Genomic DNA, 19,180 nt, shown 5'->3' on the forward strand with positions numbered 1-19,180 from the left:
ATTATTCCCCGGGATGCGGGTAAAAGGGGCACTTCTGTTGCGCAATGTAGCTCTATTTTTGTGTGCTTAATCGCGTTAGCATGAGACAGCACTCATTTATCCCGGGGAACTCATGGCTATCAAACTCATTGCAATCGACATGGATGGCACGCTGCTGCTGCCAGACCACACTATCTCTCCTGCCGTTAAAAACGCGATCGCTGCCGCACGCGCGAAGGGCGTGAATGTGGTACTGACCACCGGGCGTCCGTATGCGGGCGTGCACAGTTACCTGAAAGAGCTGCACATGAACCAGCCGGGCGATTACTGCATCACCTATAACGGCGCGCTGGTGCAGAAAGCCGCAGATGGCAGCACGGTTGCGCAAACGGCACTGAGCTACGACGACTATCTGTTCCTGGAAAAACTTTCCCGTGAAGTGGGCTCTCACTTCCACGCGCTCGATCGCAATACGCTCTACACCGCCAACCGCGATATCAGCTACTACACGGTACATGAATCTTACGTTGCGACCATTCCGCTGGTCTTCTGTGAAGCCGAGAAAATGGACCCGGCGACGCAGTTCCTGAAAGTGATGATGATCGACGAGCCGGAGATCCTGGATAAAGCCATCGCGCGTATTCCGGCAGAGGTCAAAGAGAAGTACACCGTGTTGAAAAGTGCGCCGTACTTCCTCGAAATCCTCGATAAACGCGTCAATAAAGGCACGGGCGTAAAATCACTGGCTGACGCGCTGGGTATTAAACCTGAGGAAATCATGGCGCTGGGCGACCAGGAAAACGACATCGCGATGATTGAATTTGCGGGGATGGGCGTCGCGATGGATAACGCGATCCCGTCGGTGAAAGACGTGGCTAACTTCGTCACCAAATCCAATCTGGAAGACGGTGTGGCGTACGCCATCGAGAAGTTTGTGCTGCAGTAACGCCTGTTTGCATTCATCGGCCTCGGTTATCAACCGGGGCTTTTTTTTGCGCTGAATTTATTGAATTGTTCTTTTTGTGATCTTGATTGTAGTACAACATTGAATGATTGTACTACATTACAGCCATGGCAAAGACGAACGCCCTCACGTTTGTACTGCAAAAGTGAGGTGAAATTCGGCGGTCGCGGTAAAGTAGTCATGTACACAAAGAGCACAAGGACTCTCCATGACTCTCAATAAAACCGATCGCATCGTCATTACGCTGGGCACCCAGATTGTCGGGGGGAAATACGTTCCCGGTTCGCCACTGCCAGCAGAGGCTGAACTGTGTGAGGAATTTGAAACTTCGCGCAACATCATCCGGGAAGTGTTCCGCTCGCTGATGGCGAAGCGTCTGATTGAAATGAAACGGTATCGCGGCGCGTTTGTTGCCCCGCGCAACCAGTGGAACTACCTCGATACCGACGTATTGCAGTGGGTACTGGAAAACGATTACGACCCGCGGCTTATCGGCGCGATGAGTGAAGTCCGAAATCTGGTGGAACCGGCAATCGCACGTTGGGCAGCGGAACGGGCAACGTCTGGCGACCTGGCACAAATCGAGTCGGCTTTAAACGACATGATTGCCAATAACCAGAACCGGGAAGCGTTCAATGAGGCTGACATTCGCTATCACGAAGCGGTGTTGCAGTCGGTACATAACCCGGTATTACAGCAGCTTAGCGTGGCGATCAGCTCGCTACAGCGAGCAGTATTTGAACGTACCTGGATGGGCGATGAGGCCAACATGCCAAAAACGCTCCAGGAACATAAAGCGCTGTTTGATGCGATACGGCATCAGGATGGCGATGCGGCAGAGCAGGCGGCACTTACCATGATTGCCAGCTCGACACGAAGGTTGAAGGAAATCACATGACATCTCGCTACATCGCAATTGACTGGGGTTCGACCAATCTGCGCGCCTGGCTGTACCAGGACGAGCAGTGCCTGGAGAGCAGGCAATCAGAAGCAGGCGTAACGCGCCTGAACGGTAAATCCCCTGAGGCGGTGTTAGCAGAAGTGACGCAAAACTGGCGCGATAGCGCCACGCCGGTAGTCATGGCGGGTATGGTAGGCAGTAACGTAGGCTGGAAAACCGCGCCTTATTTGCCTGTTCCCGCCCATTTCTCTGCTATTGGCGATCGTTTAACGTCCGTAGGCGACAATATCTGGATTATTCCCGGTTTGTGCGTTTCTCGCGACGATAACCATAACGTGATGCGCGGCGAAGAGACGCAGCTCCTTGGCGCGCGCACGCTATCTCCTTCTTCTGTCTACGTTATGCCCGGAACGCACTGCAAGTGGGTCCAGGCGGATGCTGAGCAAATCCACGACTTTCGCACCGTGATGACCGGCGAGCTGCATCATTTGCTGCTCAACCATTCGCTGGTGGGGGCTGGTTTGCCGGAGCAAAAATCCTCGCCAGAGGCGTTTGCTGCTGGTCTGGCGCGTGGGATCGCCTGTCCTGTCGTTTTGCCGCAACTTTTTGAGGTTCGCGCCTCGCACGTGCTGGGCGATCTCCCGCGCGAGCAGGTCAGTGAATTTCTCTCGGGCCTGCTGATTGGCGCTGAGGTCGCCAGCATGCGTGACTTCATCGCGCACGAGCAGGCCATCACGATTGTCGCAGGCGCATCGCTAACGTCACGCTACGAACAGGCGTTCCGCGCTGTTGGGCTTACCGTTTCAACGGTACCCGGCGACACGGCATTTCAGGCAGGAATAAGGAGCATCGCTCATGCAGTGGCAAACTGACCTTCCCCTTATCGCGATTTTGCGCGGTATCACGCCCGATGAGGCGTTAGCGCACGTCGGCGCAGTTATAGACGCCGGGTTCGACGCGGTGGAGATTCCGCTCAACTCCCCACAATGGGAAAAGAGCATTCCGGCCGTGGTGGATGCGTTTGGTGATAAAGCGCTGATTGGCGCGGGGACCGTCTTACAACCGGAGCAGGTGGACCAGCTGGCAAAGATGGGCTGCAAGCTCATCGTCACCCCGAACATCCATTCTGAGGTGATCCGCCGTGCGGTGGGTTACGGCATGACCGTTTGTCCGGGATGCGCGACGGCCACAGAAGCGTTTACTGCCCTCGACGCGGGCGCGCAATCGCTGAAAATTTTCCCGTCCTCGGCTTTTGGTCCGGATTACATCAAAGCGCTGAAGGCGGTATTGCCCGCCAGCGTGCCGGTCTTTGCCGTGGGTGGCGTTACGCCAGAAAACCTGGGCCAGTGGATAAGCGCTGGCTGTGTGGGCGCGGGGCTGGGCAGCGATCTTTATCGCGCCGGACAGCCCGTTGAACGTACCGCACAGCAGGCGGCAGCATTTGTGAAAGCGTATCGAGAGGCAGTGAAATGAAAATAACCAAACTCACCACGTACCGTTTACCCCCGCGCTGGATGTTCTTGAAAATCGAAACCGACGAAGGTGTTGTGGGCTGGGGCGAGCCGGTGATTGAAGGGCGAGCCCGCACCGTTGAAGCTGCAGTGCATGAGCTGGGGGAATATCTGATTGGGCAGGATCCGGCACGCATTAACGACCTCTGGCAGGTGATGTATCGCGCGGGTTTCTACCGCGGTGGTCCGATTCTCATGAGCGCTATCGCCGGTATCGACCAGGCTCTATGGGATATCAAAGGTAAAGTGCTGAACGCCCCGGTCTGGCAACTGATGGGTGGCCTGGTGCGCGACAAAATCAAAGCCTATAGCTGGGTCGGAGGCGACCGCCCTTCGGAAGTGATCGACGGCATTACACAGCTGCGCAACATCGGTTTTGACACCTTCAAGCTCAACGGCTGCGAAGAGATGGGCGTCATCGACAACTCGCGCGCGGTAGACCGGGCGGTAAATACCGTGGCGCAAATCCGTGAAGCCTTCGGCAACGAGATTGAGTTCGGTCTGGATTTTCATGGGCGTGTCAGCGCGCCGATGGCGAAGGTGCTCATTAAAGAACTGGAACCATATCGCCCGCTGTTTATCGAAGAGCCGGTGCTGGCCGAGCAGGCCGAATACTATCCGAAGCTGGCTGAACAGACGCACATTCCTATCGCGGCGGGCGAACGGATGTTCTCACGCTTTGAATTTAAACGGGTGCTCGAAGCGGGCGGCATTGCGATCCTGCAGCCGGATCTCTCCCACGCGGGCGGTATCACCGAATGCTACAAAATTGCCGGCATGGCAGAAGCCTACGACGTGGCGCTGGCTCCGCACTGTCCGCTCGGACCAATCGCGCTGGCGGCCTGCCTGCATGTCGATTTTGTCTCCCGCAATGCCGTGTTCCAGGAACAAAGCATGGGGATTCACTATAACAAAGGCGCGGAACTGCTCGATTTTGTGAAAAACAAAGAAGACTTCAGCATGGAAGGCGGATTCTTTAAACCGTTAACGAAACCGGGTCTGGGTGTTGAAATTGACGAAGCCAAAGTTATTGAGCTGAGTAAACATGCGCCGGACTGGCGTAACCCGTTATGGCGGCATGAAGACGGTTCCGTCGCCGAGTGGTAAATGCGCGTCATACTTCGCGCTGGTGAGGCGTTGGCTGCGCTTTCTTACCCCGGTTACATACTTTTGTATGCTCCCGGGGATGCGAAAACTTGCCGCCTTCCCCCAGCACGAATTATTTAGCGCATTCTGGCTACGTTTTTAAATAAAAAAATAATTACACCCTCTGAAACTACAGGGCATGGTGAGCGGCTTCGCTATGCCCAAAATCTGGAGACAGATTGCGATGGATATTCCAGTTACTGCTGCAAAAACCGGGCGTCGCCGTTACCTGACGCTGTTGATGATCTTTATTACCGTGGTCATTTGTTATGTTGACCGCGCCAACCTTGCCGTGGCATCGGCCCATATTCAGGAAGAGTTTGGTATCACTAAAGCGGAAATGGGTTATGTCTTCTCGGCGTTTGCCTGGCTCTATACGCTTTGCCAGATCCCGGGCGGCTGGTTCCTTGACCGCGTGGGTTCACGTCTGACTTATTTTATCGCTATTTTTGGCTGGTCCGTGGCGACCTTGTTCCAGGGCTTCGCGACCGGACTAATGTCGCTGATCGGTCTGCGTGCCATCACCGGGATATTTGAAGCACCCGCGTTCCCGACCAATAACCGCATGGTGACCAGCTGGTTCCCGGAACACGAACGTGCCTCCGCGGTGGGCTTTTACACCTCCGGGCAGTTTGTTGGTCTGGCATTCCTGACGCCATTGTTAATCTGGATCCAGGAACTGCTGAGTTGGCACTGGGTGTTTATTGTTACCGGTGGGATCGGCATCATCTGGTCGTTTATCTGGATTAAGGTCTATCAGCCGCCGCGCCTGACCAAAAGCATCAGCAAAGCAGAGCTGGACTATATCCGCGACGGCGGCGGCCTGGTGGATGGTGATGCGCCCGTGAAAAAAGAGGCGCGCCAGCCGCTGACCAAAGCCGACTGGAAGCTGGTCTTCCACCGTAAGCTGGTGGGGGTTTACCTGGGGCAATTTGCGGTGACGTCCACGCTGTGGTTCTTCCTGACGTGGTTCCCAAACTACCTGACGCAGGAGAAGGGGATCACCGCGCTGAAGGCGGGCTTTATGACCACCGTACCGTTCCTTGCCGCGTTCTTCGGTGTCCTGCTCTCGGGCTGGCTGGCGGATAAGCTGGTAAAAAAAGGGTTCTCATTGGGGGTAGCGCGTAAAACACCGATTATCTGCGGATTGCTGATCTCCACCTGCATCATGGGTGCCAACTATACCAACGATCCGGTGTGGATAATGACCCTGATGGCAGTGGCGTTCTTTGGTAATGGTTTCGCATCGATTACCTGGTCGCTGGTGTCGTCCCTGGCACCGATGCGGCTGATCGGTCTGACCGGCGGTGTGTTCAACTTCGTTGGCGGGCTGGGTGGAATTACCGTGCCGCTGGTCATCGGTTATCTGGCCCAGGATTACGGTTTTGGCCCGGCGCTGGTTTACATCTCCGCCGTGGCGTTGATTGGCGCGCTTTCTTACATACTGCTGGTAGGTGATGTGAAACGAGTAGGCTAATCCACACGGATGTTTTACCCTGATGCGATAACTGCGCATCAGGGTATCCTCATGAAACAAATCACCTTCGCTTCCCGCAACCACCAGCTTACTAATATCAATACCTGGACGCCGGACAGCCAGTGGCTGGTCTATGACGTGCGTCCGTCAGGCGCGTCGTTCACCGGTGAAACCATCGAGCGAGTTAATGTAGGCACGGGCGAGGTCGAGGTGATTTATCGCGCGACGGACGGCGCGCACGTTGGCGTGGTGACCGTTCATCCTGCACAGGATGAATACGTCTTTATCCACGGTCCGAAACACCCGGATGCGGACTGGCGCTACGATTTTCATCATCGCCAGGGGGTGATTGCGCATCACGGTCAGGTAAGCAATCTGGATGCGATGGATATCACCGCGCCCTATACTCCAGGCGCGCTGCGCGGTGGCAGCCACGTACATGTCTTCAGCCCGAACGGGCAGTTGGTCAGCTTTACCTATAACGACCATGTCATGCATATGCGCGATCCGAAGCTCGATTTACGCAACGTTGGCGTGGCGGCGCCTTTCGGCCCGGTGAATCCACAGGGGAACCATCCGCGTGAATATCCGGGAACCTTCTGGAGCGTGCTGGTCAGCCGCACGACGCCTAACCCACAACCGGGCAGCGACGAAATCAATCGCGCCTACGAAGAGGGCTGGGTGGGCAACGACAGGCTGGCGTTTATCGGCGATACCCTCTCAGCACAGGGCGAAAAAGTGCCTGAACTGTTCATTGTTAACCTGCCAGTAGATGAACAGGGCTGGAAACGTGCGGGTGATGCGCCGCTGCAGGGAACGCCAGAAATGCTGCCTGCGCCGCCAGCGGGCGTGATGCAGCGTCGGTTAACCTTCACGCACCACAACCGCTATCCGGGTCTGGTGAACGTGCCGCGCCACTGGGTGCGCAGTAACCCGCAGGCGACACAAATCGCGTTTCTGATGCGTGATGATAACGGCGTTGTGCAGCTGTGGCTGATCTCGCCTGAGGGCGGCGAGCCGCGCCAGCTCACCCACGCTGAGCGCGATATCCAGTCTGCGTTCAACTGGCACCCGTCCGGGAAGATGCTGGGATTTGTGCTCGAAAATCGGATTGCGTGCTGCGACGCACAGACCGGAGAGGTGACGTTTTTGACGTCCGATCACGGCAATCCACCTTCTGCGGATGCCGTCGTGTTTTCTCCGAACGGGCGCGTTATTGCATGGATGGAAGAGACGGGCGGTTTCCGTCAGCTTTGGATAACGGAAACCGCACAGAACTAGCGCGGAGGCATCTCGGCGGGCGGAATGACGGCGTTGGTCGCCAGGTTTTCCTGCTCGCTTTTCTCTACCCGTGAACGCACGGAGTCATCCTTACGGAATACATCCCACGGCAGCAGAAGCGTATCCGCTACTGCCGTAAACGGCATATCCAGGATAACCAGGGATTTGGTGCCCCAGTTGGTATCGTCATCGGAGATCATCGCCGCGCTGGCGCGCGTCCCCGGATATGTTCCTTCTTTACCGCCGGTGTGAGACATCACGCTCGAACACCCGCAAAGTAAAACTACCCCGCTGAACGTCGTCAGCTTTATCAGAACATTTTTCATCATCACTCAGTCATCGTTAATGTTACTGCATAGACCTGCAACTCAGGGTTATAGCGAGCCTTATCCGAAATGGATAGCTCGATAATCCCGCACTGTGGCAGTCATCGCAATTTAACCCTTTGTGCTGTTGTCCCAGAGTCTATGCGACAACCAGCAAAGTGCAAAAAAATCTCACATAAATAGTCTTGAAAAGCCCGGTTCCAGACCCATTTTAAGAATGTGACCCGATAACGAACGCGCCTGATGGGCGTTCGGGGGCACAAAGGCCTGTCCATGGTGGAAGGCTATAATTTCTCGCTGATTTCAGGAGTTTTATTTATGCGTAACTTCGATCTTTCTCCGCTATACCGTTCTGCAATTGGTTTTGACCGCCTGTTTAACCATTTAGAAAATAACCAAAGCCAGAGCAATGGCTACCCTCCATACAATGTCGAGCTGGTTGACGAAAACCACTACCGCATCGCGATTGCCGTTGCCGGTTTTGCAGAAAACGAACTGGAGATCACCGCGCAGGACAACCTGCTGGTGGTGAAAGGTTCCCATACGGCCGAGCAGAAAGAACGTACCTACCTCTACCAGGGCATCGCCGAGCGTAACTTTGAACGCAAGTTCCAGTTAGCCGAGAACATTCACGTCAAGGGCGCGAACCTGGTTAACGGCCTGCTGTTTATCGAACTGGAACGTGTGATTCCGGAAGAGAAAAAACCGCGCCGTATCGAAATTAACTAATCACGGGGGTCGCAAGCGCGGCCCACACAGACTTGCTTGCCGTAACGGGAGCATATGCGAATCCATCAGGATTTGCAGGAACAACTGCGCACAAAATTAAACTGTGCCGAACTCGCTTCTTAGAAGGAGATTTAGTATGCGTAACTATGATTTATCCCCTCTGCTGCGTCAGTGGATTGGTTTTGACAAACTGGCTAACGCCCTGCAAAGCACGACTGAGCACCAGACGTTTCCGCCGTATAACATTGAAAAAAGTGACGATAACCACTATCGCATCACCCTTGCGCTGGCCGGTTTCCGCCAGGAGGATCTGGAGATCCAGCTTGAAGGTACCCGTCTGACCGTGAAAGGGACGCCGGAAAAACAGGAGACCGAGACTCAGTGGCTGCATCAGGGGCTGGTTAATCAGCCGTTTAGCCTGAGCTTTACCCTGGCAGACCATATGGACGTGTCCGGTGCGACCTTTACCAACGGGCTACTGCATATCGATCTGACCCGTAACGTGCCGGAAGCCATCGCGCCGCAGCGTATCGCCATTAGCGAGCGGCCGGCGTTGAACAGTTAACAAGCCCGCCGAACCTGTAGGTCGGGTAAGGCGTAGCCGCCACCCGACACCGCTCACAGACCGCATAAGGCCCTGCCCCGGCAGGGCTTTTTTGTGCGCCATCGCCCATACAACGCCCCACGGCTCTGAGAGAATCCCTGATATAACTAAGGTTATGGGCAGGGAGTGGATCATGAGTGATATCGCGTTAACCGTTAGCGTGTTGGCCCTGGTCGCTGTTGTGGGACTATGGATAGGCAATATCAAAATCCGCGGCGTCGGGTTTGGCATTGGTGGCGTGCTGTTTGGCGGCATTTTTGTCGGGCATTTTGCCGATCGGCTCGGGCTGGCTCTGAGCGCTGAAATGCTCCACTTTGTTCAGGAGTTCGGCCTGATCCTGTTCGTTTATACCATCGGGATTCAGGTAGGCCCTGGCTTTTTTGCCTCCCTGCGTGTCTCCGGACTACGGCTCAATCTTTTTGCGTTCGGCATTGTGGTCATGGGCGGGCTGGTCACCGCGATTCTGCACAAAATCTTTGATATTCCCCTTCCTGTGGTTCTGGGCATTTTCTCCGGCGCGGTCACCAACACCCCGGCGCTCGGTGCGGGCCAGCAAATCCTGCGCGATCTGGGGATTCAACCCGGCATTGTCGACCAGATGGGGATGAGCTACGCCATGGCCTATCCGTTTGGCATCTGTGGCATTCTGCTCTCCATGTGGCTGGTACGCGTACTGTTTCGCGTTAACGTCGAATCAGAGGCCAAAGATCACGAAACCACGCTGACCAACGGCCATATGCCCATCAAAACCATCAACATTCGCGTCGATAATCCCAACCTGAATAATATGGCGATTCAGGACGTGCCGATCCTGAACAGCGCCAATATCATCTGCTCCCGCCTTAAGCGTGACGATATGCTGATGGTGCCCGCGCCCGGCACCGTTATTCAGCAAGGCGATCTGCTACATCTGGTCGGCCAGCCCGGGGATTTAAACAATGCGCGACTGGTCATTGGTCAGGAAGTGGACACCTCGCTCTCCACGCGCGGCACCGATATGCGGGTGGAACGCGTTGTGGTGACCAATGAGCATGTTCTCGGCAAAAAAATACGCGATCTGCAGGTAAAAGAACGCTATGACGTGGTTATCTCCCGTCTGAATCGCGCGGGTGTTGAACTGGTCGCCAGCCCGGAAGCCAGCCTGCAGTTCGGGGATATCCTCAACCTGGTCGGCCGCCCGTCGTCAATTGACGCGGTGGCGGATATGGTGGGTAACGCCCAGCAAAAACTGCAGCAGGTACAGATGCTGCCGGTGTTTATCGGCATCGGCCTGGGCGTGCTGCTGGGCTCCATTCCACTGTACGTGCCGGGCTTCCCGGTGGCGCTTAAGCTGGGCCTGGCAGGCGGGCCGCTGATTATGGCGCTGATCCTCGGGCGCATCGGCTGTATTGGTAAGCTCTACTGGTTTATGCCGCCGAGTGCCAACCTGGCGCTGCGCGAGCTGGGCATCGTGCTGTTTCTGGCAGTGGTCGGGCTGAAATCCGGCGGGGATTTTGTCGATACCCTGATCAAGGGCGAAGGGATGAGCTGGGTCGGTTACGGCATATTTATCACGGCAATCCCGCTGCTGACGGTAGGCATTCTGGCGCGGATGTTCGCCAAAATGAACTACCTGACGCTGTGCGGCATGCTGGCGGGCTCCATGACCGATCCCCCTGCGCTCGCGTTTGCCAATAACCTGCATGCCACCAGCGGTGCAGCGGCACTCTCCTATGCCACCGTCTACCCGCTGGTAATGTTCCTGCGCATCATCACGCCGCAGCTACTCGCGGTGCTGTTCTGGGGGATGAGCTAGCAGCACTTCCGGGTGGATGCGCCGCAGATGGTAGTCCACCTGGTAATCACTGGTATTACGGAACATCACGGAATAATTGAGGAACTCGCCGCTGTCGCTGTAGGAAAGTGACGTGATTCGCAGCAGCGGCGTCTGTTCCGGCAGGTTCAGGTAACCGGCCAGCTGTTTATCTGCCAGCACCGGCGTCAGGCTCTCATAGTTGCCGCTGATGGTGATCCCGCACTCTTTCTCGATGTAATCAAACTTTGACCCTTCCAGATGCGCCAGCGAGAGGTTGCGAAACAGCTTCACCGGCATAAAGCTGTCCTCCAGCATCAGCGGCTTCCCGTCCACGTAGCGTACCCGCCGGGAAAAGTAGATCCGCTCATCGACCTGAATCCGCAGCTGGCTGGCGATGGCGGGCGGCGCAGGCATCACTTCAAACTGCAACACTTTACTCTGCACCTCTTTTCCCTGCTGACGCAGCACCTCCACCAGCCCGGTCAGATTCGTGGTTTCGTGGTGAACGTCCTTACGCGAGACAAACGTGCCGCTGCCGTGCCGTCGCTCAACCAGCCCCCAGCTCACCAGCAGATCCAGCGCCTTGCGGATGGTCATGCGCGCCACGCCGAACTCCTGCGCCAGCGCTTTCTCACCCGGTAGCGGGCTGCCGATGTTGTAGTCCGACGAATTCAGCCGCAGCCGCAATCTGTCGGCAATAGATTTGTAGATCACCAGTAGACCTCTCTGCCCGCATTATGGCGTCGGTTACGTCTTCACATGTCCATATTTACAACGAAAAGTAGACCTCACTGGTCAAAATAAAACCATGAATGCGATCACGAATCGCAACGGCACGCCATGTTCGCGTATCAGTAAGTTCTTATGCTCACCTCAGGCCAGCAAAAAACCATAACGGCCTCTACCCCCTACAGGTTGTTACGTGAGGATTTAAAAATGCTCAGTCAAATACAACGTTTTGGCGGTGCCATGTTTACCCCGGTGTTGCTGTTTCCGTTTGCCGGGATCGTGGTGGGAATCGCCATTATGCTTCGCAACCCGTTGTTTGTCGGCGAAGCCTTAACGGCCCCTGATAATCTTTTCGCGCAGATCGTTCACATTATTGAAGAGGGCGGCTGGGCGGTATTTCGCAATATGCCGCTGATTTTCGCCGTCGGTTTACCGATTGGCCTGGCAAAGCAGGCGCAGGGCCGCGCCTGTCTGGCGGTGCTGATTAGCTTCCTGACCTGGAACTACTTCATCAACGCGATGGGGATGACATGGGGTCACTTCTTCGGCGTCGATTTCTCCGCCGAACCCACGGCGGGAAGCGGGCTGGCGATGATTGCCGGGATCAAAACGCTCGATACCAGCATCATCGGTGCCATTGTGATTTCTGGCATCGTGACCGCTATCCACAACCGCTATTTCGACAAGCCGCTGCCGGTTTTCCTGGGGATTTTCCAGGGCAGTTCGTTTGTCGTTATCCTCGCGTTTTTCGTCATGATCCCCTGCGCCTGGCTGACATTGCTGGGCTGGCCGAAAGTGCAGATGGGCATTGAGTCCCTACAGGCGTTCCTGCGCTCTGCCGGTGCGCTGGGCGTGTGGGTGTACACCTTCCTGGAACGCATTCTGATCCCAACCGGACTGCACCACTTCGTCTATGGCCCGTTCATCTTCGGCCCGGCGGCGGTGGAAGGCGGTATTCAGGTCTACTGGGCGCAGCATCTGCAGGAATTCAGCCAGAGTACCCTGCCGCTGAAAACCCTCTTCCCCGAAGGCGGGTTCGCGCTCCACGGCAATTCAAAAGTGTTTGGCTCGGTCGGGATTGCGCTGGCGATCTGGTACACCGCCTCAGCGGAAAACCGCGTCAAGGTGGCGGGGCTGCTGGTCCCGGCCACGCTCACTGCCGTGCTGGTGGGCATTACTGAACCACTCGAATTCACCTTCCTGTTTATCTCGCCGCTGCTGTTTGCCGTTCACGCCGTGCTGGCGGCCACCATGGCAACGGTGATGTACACCTTTGGGGTGGTCGGCAACATGGGCGGCGGCCTGCTGGACCAGTTCCTGCCGCAAAACTGGATCCCGATGTTCCATAACCACGCCTCAACGGTCTTCACGCAAATCGGCATCGGCGTCTGCTTTACCGGCCTCTACTTCGTGGTTTTCAAAACGCTGATTGTGCGTCTGAACCTCAAAACGCCGGGCCGGGAAGAGAGCGAAATCAAACTGTACAGCAAGGCCGACTATAAGGCGGCACGCGGGCAAACCACTGCCCCGGCGGCGGCCAGCCAGCAGGTCGGACAGGCCGCCGGATTCCTGCAGGCGCTCGGCGGTGCGGCCAATATCGAAAGCATCAACAACTGTGCCACCCGCTTGCGTATCGCGCTGGTGGATATGGCGAAAACACAAAGCGACGATGTCTTCAAAGCCCTGGGCGCACACGGTGTGGTGCGACGCGGCAACGGCATTCAGGTGATTGTCGGTCTGCACGTTCCTCAGGTGCGTGACCAGCTGGAATCGCTGATGAAAACCCCTTTAACGAATGAACAAACCACCCTGACAGAGGCTATATCATGAAAAAATTCTCAGTTGTCATTGCAGGCGGCGGCAGCACCTTTACGCCTGGTATCGTCCTGATGCTGTTAGCCAACCGTGATCGTTTCCCGCTGCGCGCCCTGAAGTTTTATGATAACGACAGCGCACGTCAGGAGACCATCGCCGAAGCGTGCAAAATCATCCTTAGAGAGCAGGCGCCGGAGATTGAGTTTAGCTACACCACCGATCCTAAAGCGGCGTTTACCGATGTGGATTTCGTGATGGCGCATATCCGCGTCGGCAAATACCCGATGCGTGAAAAAGATGAGAAAATCCCGCTGCGCCACGGCGTGCTGGGCCAGGAAACCTGCGGGCCAGGTGGGATTTCCTACGGCATGCGCTCGATCGGCGGCGTGCTGGAGCTGGTAGATTACATGGAGCAGTACTCCCCGAATGCGTGGATGCTGAACTACTCCAACCCGGCGGCGATTGTCGCGGAAGCCACGCGCCGCCTGCGTCCGAATGCCAAAATCCTCAACATCTGCGATATGCCGATTGGCATCGAAGGACGCATGGCGCAGATCGTTGGCCTGAAAGACCGCAAAGAGATGCGCGTGCGCTACTACGGTCTGAACCACTTCGGCTGGTGGACCTCGATTGAAGATCTCAACGGTAACGATTTAATGCCGAAACTGCGCGAATACGTGGCGAAATACGGCTATGTTCCGCCTTCTGAAGATGCGCATACCGAAGCAAGCTGGAACGATACCTTTGCCAAAGCAAAAGATGTGCAGGCGCTGGATCCGGACACCATGCCGAACACCTATCTGAAATACTATCTGTTCCCGGACTACGTTGTTGCGCACTCTAACCCGGAACGGACCCGCGCCAATGAAGTCATGGATCACCGCGAGAAACATGTGTTCAGCTCCTGTCGGGCGATCATCGAAGCGGGTAATTCCGCCGCCGGGGAGCTGGAAATCGACGAACATGCGTCGTACATCGTTGATCTGGCGACCGCGATTGCCTTTAACACCCAGGAACGCATGTTGCTGATTGTGCCAAACAACGGTGCCATTCATAACTTTGATGCCGATGCGATGGTGGAAATTCCGTGTCTGGTGGGCCATAACGGACCGGAGCCGCTCACGGTTGGCGATATTCCACACTTCCAGAAAGGGCTGATGAGCCAGCAGGTGGCGGTGGAAAAACTGGTGGTGGATGCCTGGGAGCAGCGTTCGTATCAGAAACTCTGGCAGGCGATTACCCTGTCGAAAACCGTGCCGAGCGCGTCAGTCGCGAAAGCGATTCTGGATGACCTGATCGAAGCCAACAAAGAGTACTGGCCGGAACTGCACTAACCTTCCTGACCGGCATCCCCCGATGCCGGTCTCCTTGTCCTGGTCGATTTACGCTATGCTGAAGCCTGCCCGTAGCTCGACAAGGAACCTCCATGAAAATTTCCCGCCTCGGTGAAGCGCCGGATTATCGCTTCTCTCTGGCTAATGAACGCACGTTCTTAGCGTGGATCCGCACGGCGCTGGGCTTTCTGGCTGCAGGTGTCGGCCTCGATCAGCTCGCACCTGATTTCGCCACGCCGCTGATCCGCGAAGTACTGGCGCTGCTTCTGTGCCTGTTCGCAGGCGTGCTGGCGATTTACGGCTATCTGCGCTGGTTGCGCAATGAGAAGGCGATGCGTCTGAAGCAGGATTTACCCTATACGCGCGGGTTACTCATCATCAGCGCGATCCTGCTGACGGTGGCAGGCGTGGTGATGGTGCTGGTGTTCTATGGCGGATAGCCGCAAAGCGCGACGCGAAGCGGACCCTGGCCTGCAGCCGGAGCGGACGTCGCTCGCATGGCTGCGCACGTTGCTGGGGTATGGCGCGCTGATTGCTCTGGCGATCAAGCACAACTGGCACCGGACCGGGGTGCCATTCTGGATCTCAATTGTTGTGCTGGCGCTGGTAGCCTTCATTTTGTGGCGCTATACCCGCAGCCGTAACCTGATGGACGTGGCGCAGGATGATTTTGTGCAGCCGAAAGCGGTGCGGGATAAGTTCCTGATCGCGCTCGCTGTGCTGTCTCTGTCTTTACTCTTTGCCGTTACTCATATTCAGCAAATGGTGAGCTTATAAGCCCGGTGGCGGCTACGCCTTACCGGGCCTACGATTAACGGCTTTTTGCTAAATACTTCGCCATCTCGTCTTCCGGCACCATGCCGCCCCCGGTTGCCCATACCAGGTGGGTGACGTTGGCATCTGAATGCACACGCAGCGGCCCGGCCATGCCCGCCAGCGCGGACGGTTCCAGACGAATGTCTTCCTCCTGCGCCAGCCAGCCGAGCATGTCATACATGCTTTGATCGGAAAGCGTGTAGAACCCGTCCAGCAGGCGCTCCATCGCGCGGCCCACGAAGCCGGACGCGCGCCCGACCGCCAGGCCGTCTGCCGCCGTCACGTTGTCGATACCCAGGTCCTGCACCGCAATCTCGTCGTGCAGGCCGGTGTAAACGCCGAGCAGCATGCACGGCGAGTGCGTGGGTTCCGCAAAGAAGCAGTGGACGTTATCACCGAAGGCCAGCTTCAGGCCAAACGCCACGCCGCCAGGGCCGCCGCCGACACCGCAGGGCAGGTAGACATACAGGGGATGCGCCGCATCCACCACGCGGCCCTGTTCGGCAAACTGTGCCTTCAGCCGCTCGCCTGCCACCGCATAGCCCAGGAACAAGGTGCGGGAGTTTTCATCATCAATGAAGAAGCAGTTCGGATCGCTTTCTGCCGCTTTGCGCCCCTGTTCCACCGCCACGCCGTAATCCTGCTCATACTCCACGACGATGACGCCATGGCTACGGAGCTTCGCTTTCTTCCACTCGCGGGCATCGGCGGACATGTGCACCGTCACCTTAAAGCCGATGCATGCGCTCATAATGCCGATGGACATCCCCAGGTTGCCGGTTGAGCCCACCGCAATGCTGTACTGGCTGAAGAAGTCCTTAAAGCGCGGCTCCAGCAGAACGCTGTAGTCGTCTTCGATGCTCAGCAAGCCGGCGTCCAGCGCCAGTTTCTCCGCGTGGGTCAACACCTCGTAGATGCCGCCGCGTGCTTTAATCGAGCCGGAAATCGGAAGATGACTGTCTTTTTTCAGCAGCAGGGTGCCGGGAATGGTCTTGTCATATTCTTTCCCCAGTCGCGCCTGCATGGCCGGAATGGCGACCAGTTCGGATTCAATAATCCCCTTCGTGACGGCCGTTTCCGGAAAGGCTTTCGCCAGATACGGCGCGAAGCGGTTAAGGCGCGCGTGCGCGTCGTCCACGTCGGCTTTGGACAGCCCGACGTAAGGCAATCCTTCCGCCAGCGTGGTGGTACGTGGGTTAAGCCAGGTGGTTTCTTTCAGGGCAATCAGATCCTCAACCAGAGGAAACTGTGCGGTTAAAGTAGTGATAGTTGCGTTTTCCATAGTACGTCTCTTCGCGCTCAGATAATGAAAGAAAGCAGGAATGTGCCGCCAAGTGCAAGCACCGAGGCGATAAACGTCGCCGTCGTATAGTATTTGAAGGTCTCATTCAGGGTTGCGCCGCAGTATTGCTTCACCAGCCAGAAGAGAGAATCGGTGACGATCGTGCAGCCAATGGCGCCGGAACCGATAGCAATGGTGATGATCTCCGGACTCACGTCCGGATAGAGCGGCAGCATCGGCGCGACTATCGCCGTGGCGCCCATCATTGCGACCGTGGCGGAGCCTACGGCGGCATGCAGCACCAGCGCCACCAGCCAGGCGAGCAGGATAGGATGCATGTGCAGGTTCGAGAGAATATGCGCCAGTGAGTCCGCCAGTCCGCTGGTTTTGAGGATGGCGTTGAACGCGCCGCCCGCGCCGATAATCAGCAAAATATTGGCGATAGAGCCAAAACCGTGCTCGGTGTGCGTCAGCATCGCCCCCATGCTCATATGCTGGCGGATCCCCAGCAGGTAGTAGGCGACAAACACGGCGATAAACATCGCGGTGATCGGGTTGCCGATAAATTCGAGGAGCGTATACAGCGAACCTTCTTTTGCCATATTCAGCTCGGCAATGGTCTTCACCAGCATGAGGCCAATTGGCAGCAGAACCGTAAACAGCGTGGCGCCCAGCGACGGGAGGGTGTGTTCTTCCCGCACCTTGAGGTCTGAAAATTCTGCCGGAACCGGTTTAAACGGCAGACGATTGCCGAGCAGTTTCAGGAACAGCGGGCCACCGACCAGAGACGCCACCAGTCCTACCATCAAACCATAAACAATTACCGTTCCGACATCCGCGCCTAACTTATTGGTCACAAACAGCGCGGCTGGATGCGGAGGCACCACGCAGTGCACCGCCATCAGCGCGGTACAGAGCGGAATGGCCAGCTTGAGCAGCGACGTGTTGGTCTTTTTGGCGATGGAAAACGCCAGCGGGATCAGCAGTACCACGCCCACTTCCACGAACAACGTAATGCCGCAGATCAGGCCCACCAGCACCATAATCACGTCTGCTGACAGCCAGCGGCAGCGCTGCAGCGTGATCCCGATGCGCTCTGCCGCGCCGGAGACTTCCATCATTTTGCCGAGAATGGTGCCCAGACCAATCACCGCCGCCAGGAAGCCCAGCGTACCGCCAATCCCGCTCTCAATGGCGTTCACCATATCCAGTGGGCTCATTCCCATCATCGCACCGACGAAAAAGCTCGCCAGCAGCAGCGCGAGGAACGGGTGAAACTTCAGCTTAACGATGGTTAAAACAATTAACACAATGCTGACCAGCAGCGTTGCCACAACCCAGACCTGAGATCCCATATCTCACCTCACCCTTATGTCATCTGTGGGTATTGGACGAAAAAACGGCGGGGGCTGACAAACGATATAAATTGGCATTCAGGTGAGCCAGATTGGATCAACTGAGTGACTACGCTCTAAAAAACGCACTTAACTTGCATTAGGTTCACATAAATTCACCCTTAAACGGTATGCTGAGCGCAGAAACCACGCGTGAGAATTGTGATGACCGATGCGAATGAAGCCAGAAACCGGCTGTTAAACGGCTGGCAGCTGTCGAAAATGTACACCTTTGAAGTGGCCGCCCGGCATGAGTCCTTCGCGCTGGCCGCGGAGGAGCTCTCGCTCAGTCCCAGCGCGGTGAGCCATCGCATCAATCTGCTGGAAGAGGAGCTGGGTATTCAGCTGTTCGTGCGCTCGCACCGTAAGGTTGAGCTGACGCAGGAGGGGAAGCGCGTTTACTGGACCCTTAAATCCTCCCTCGATACCCTGAATCAGGAGATCCTGGACATCAAAAACCAGGCGCTCTCCGGTACGCTAACGGTGTACTCCCGGCCATCGATTGCGCAGTGCTGGCTGGTTCCCATGCTGGGAGATTTTACCCGCCGCTATCCGTCGATTTCACTCACCGTCCTGACCGGAAATGATTACGTCAATATGCAGCGAACGGGCATCGATCTGGCGCTCTATTTCGACGATACGCCGGCAATCCACCTTTCCCATCACTTCCTGATGGATGAGGAGATTTTGCCCGTTTGTTCGCCCGCGTACGCCCGCGAACTTCAACTGGTTAAAAACCCCCATAACCTCAGCCACTGTACGTTGCTGCATGACCGTCAGGCCTGGAGCAATGATTCCGGTACGGATGAATGGCAAAGCTGGGCGCAGCATTTTGCGGTAAATATGCCGTCATCGTCGGGGATTGGTTTTGATCGTTCTGATTTAGCGATTATTGCGGCCATCAATGATGTAGGGGTGGCGATGGGCAGAAAGCGGCTGGTGCAGAAACGGCTCGAGAAGGGAGAGTTGATTGCACCGTTTGGTGAAAAGACCCTCAAATGCCATCAGCATTACTATATCTCAACGCTTCCGGGCCGCCAGTGGCCGAAAATTGACGCCTTTATTAGCTGGCTGAGAGAACGGGCAAGGTGAAGAAT

Annotated in this window: 19 protein-coding genes and 1 other annotated feature; of the genes, 15 read left to right on the forward strand and 4 right to left on the reverse strand. The window is 56.4% G+C overall.

Annotation, left to right across the window (positions count from 1 at the left end; genetic code table 11):
• Window positions 1–112: 112 nt before the first annotated feature.
• The 7 genes from yidA (at window position 113) to L383_RS05315 (ending at window position 7,259) form a co-directional block, all read left to right on the forward strand.
• Window positions 113–925: a sugar-phosphatase gene (gene yidA, locus L383_RS05345; protein ID WP_014881907.1), complete on the forward strand. Its 813-nt coding sequence runs from the start codon at window positions 113–115 to the stop codon at window positions 923–925.
• A gap of 226 nt (window positions 926–1,151) precedes the next feature.
• Window positions 1,152–1,841 (forward strand): D-galactonate utilization transcriptional regulator DgoR, encoded by a 690-nt coding sequence (gene dgoR / locus L383_RS05340; protein WP_003861109.1) that lies wholly within the window; start codon window positions 1,152–1,154, stop codon window positions 1,839–1,841.
• Window positions 1,838–2,716 carry a 2-dehydro-3-deoxygalactonokinase gene (locus tag L383_RS05335; RefSeq protein ID WP_023331668.1) on the forward strand — a complete coding sequence of 293 codons (879 nt, stop codon included), beginning with the start codon at window positions 1,838–1,840 and terminating at the stop codon, window positions 2,714–2,716. The genes dgoR and L383_RS05335 overlap by 4 nt, the downstream gene beginning before the upstream one ends.
• The gene (locus L383_RS05330) at window positions 2,700–3,317 is read left to right on the forward strand and encodes a 2-dehydro-3-deoxy-6-phosphogalactonate aldolase (protein ID WP_023331669.1); all 618 of its coding nucleotides are present in this window, start codon (window positions 2,700–2,702) and stop codon (window positions 3,315–3,317) included. Before L383_RS05335 ends, L383_RS05330 begins: the two co-directional genes overlap by 17 nt.
• Entirely contained in the window at window positions 3,314–4,462 is a 1,149-nt protein-coding gene (gene dgoD, locus L383_RS05325; RefSeq protein WP_023331670.1) for a galactonate dehydratase, read from the forward strand. The genes L383_RS05330 and dgoD overlap by 4 nt, the downstream gene beginning before the upstream one ends.
• Window positions 4,463–4,640: 178 nt before the next feature.
• On the forward strand, window positions 4,641–5,978 hold the full coding sequence (locus L383_RS05320) for an MFS transporter (RefSeq protein ID WP_045269315.1): 1,338 nt from the start codon (window positions 4,641–4,643) through the stop codon (window positions 5,976–5,978).
• A 51-nt stretch (window positions 5,979–6,029) separates the two neighbouring features.
• The gene (locus tag L383_RS05315) at window positions 6,030–7,259 is read left to right on the forward strand and encodes a DUF3748 domain-containing protein (RefSeq protein WP_023331672.1); all 1,230 of its coding nucleotides are present in this window, start codon (window positions 6,030–6,032) and stop codon (window positions 7,257–7,259) included.
• On the opposite strand, the gene L383_RS05310 is transcribed toward L383_RS05315, so the two are convergent.
• Window positions 7,256–7,588, reverse strand: coding sequence for a YceK/YidQ family lipoprotein (locus L383_RS05310; protein WP_014881914.1), 333 nt, complete (start codon window positions 7,586–7,588; stop codon window positions 7,256–7,258). The two genes, L383_RS05315 and L383_RS05310, sit on opposite strands and share 4 nt — an antisense overlap.
• Before the next feature lie 250 nt (window positions 7,589–7,838).
• Window positions 7,839–7,910, forward strand: a sequence feature (ROSE (Repression Of Heat Shock gene Expression) occurs in the 5'-region of heat shock genes and acts as an RNA thermometer to modulate expression.).
• Here L383_RS05310 and ibpA point away from each other — a divergent pair.
• The 3 genes from ibpA (at window position 7,904) to L383_RS05295 (ending at window position 10,713) form a co-directional block, all read left to right on the forward strand.
• Window positions 7,904–8,314, forward strand: coding sequence for a small heat shock chaperone IbpA (ibpA, locus tag L383_RS05305; protein WP_008500162.1), 411 nt, complete (start codon window positions 7,904–7,906; stop codon window positions 8,312–8,314). (Overlaps the previous feature by 7 nt.)
• A gap of 136 nt (window positions 8,315–8,450) precedes the next feature.
• Window positions 8,451–8,879, forward strand: a complete 429-nt coding sequence (gene ibpB, locus L383_RS05300) for a small heat shock chaperone IbpB (protein WP_023331674.1) — start codon at window positions 8,451–8,453, stop codon at window positions 8,877–8,879.
• 172 nt (window positions 8,880–9,051) lie between these two features.
• On the forward strand, window positions 9,052–10,713 hold the full coding sequence (locus L383_RS05295; RefSeq protein ID WP_014881916.1) for a putative transporter: 1,662 nt from the start codon (window positions 9,052–9,054) through the stop codon (window positions 10,711–10,713).
• Here the strand turns inward: L383_RS05295 and L383_RS05290 are convergent.
• Complete coding sequence (locus tag L383_RS05290) at window positions 10,681–11,427, reverse strand: GntR family transcriptional regulator (protein WP_014881917.1); 747 nt, start codon at window positions 11,425–11,427, stop codon at window positions 10,681–10,683. The genes L383_RS05295 and L383_RS05290 overlap by 33 nt on opposite strands.
• A 222-nt stretch (window positions 11,428–11,649) precedes the next feature.
• On the opposite strand from L383_RS05290, the gene L383_RS05285 reads away from it, so the two are divergent.
• The 4 genes from L383_RS05285 (at window position 11,650) to L383_RS05270 (ending at window position 15,368) form a co-directional block, all read left to right on the forward strand.
• Window positions 11,650–13,272: an alpha-glucoside-specific PTS transporter subunit IIBC gene (locus tag L383_RS05285; protein WP_023331675.1), complete on the forward strand. Its 1,623-nt coding sequence runs from the start codon at window positions 11,650–11,652 to the stop codon at window positions 13,270–13,272.
• A complete protein-coding gene (locus L383_RS05280; RefSeq protein ID WP_023331676.1) occupies window positions 13,269–14,591 on the forward strand; it encodes a 6-phospho-alpha-glucosidase in 1,323 nt (440 codons plus the stop codon). Before L383_RS05285 ends, L383_RS05280 begins: the two co-directional genes overlap by 4 nt.
• A gap of 92 nt (window positions 14,592–14,683) precedes the next feature.
• On the forward strand, window positions 14,684–15,031 hold the full coding sequence (locus tag L383_RS05275) for a YidH family protein (RefSeq protein ID WP_014068263.1): 348 nt from the start codon (window positions 14,684–14,686) through the stop codon (window positions 15,029–15,031).
• Window positions 15,021–15,368, forward strand: coding sequence for a DUF202 domain-containing protein (locus L383_RS05270; RefSeq protein ID WP_023331677.1), 348 nt, complete (start codon window positions 15,021–15,023; stop codon window positions 15,366–15,368). The genes L383_RS05275 and L383_RS05270 overlap by 11 nt, the downstream gene beginning before the upstream one ends.
• A 34-nt stretch (window positions 15,369–15,402) precedes the next feature.
• On the opposite strand, the gene dsdA is transcribed toward L383_RS05270, so the two are convergent.
• Window positions 15,403–16,689: a D-serine ammonia-lyase gene (dsdA, locus tag L383_RS05265; RefSeq protein WP_023331678.1), complete on the reverse strand. Its 1,287-nt coding sequence runs from the start codon at window positions 16,687–16,689 to the stop codon at window positions 15,403–15,405.
• Window positions 16,690–16,706: 17 nt separating this feature from the next.
• Window positions 16,707–18,044, reverse strand: a complete 1,338-nt coding sequence (gene dsdX / locus L383_RS05260) for a D-serine transporter DsdX (RefSeq protein WP_023331679.1) — start codon at window positions 18,042–18,044, stop codon at window positions 16,707–16,709.
• A gap of 204 nt (window positions 18,045–18,248) precedes the next feature.
• On the opposite strand from dsdX, the gene dsdC reads away from it, so the two are divergent.
• Window positions 18,249–19,175, forward strand: coding sequence for a DNA-binding transcriptional regulator DsdC (gene dsdC, locus L383_RS05255; protein WP_023331680.1), 927 nt, complete (start codon window positions 18,249–18,251; stop codon window positions 19,173–19,175).
• The last annotated feature ends 5 nt before the right edge of the window (window positions 19,176–19,180 follow it).

Origin of the sequence: Enterobacter sp. MGH 37, assembly GCF_000534515.1 — a bacterium.
Classification (GTDB): domain Bacteria; phylum Pseudomonadota; class Gammaproteobacteria; order Enterobacterales; family Enterobacteriaceae; genus Enterobacter; species Enterobacter kobei.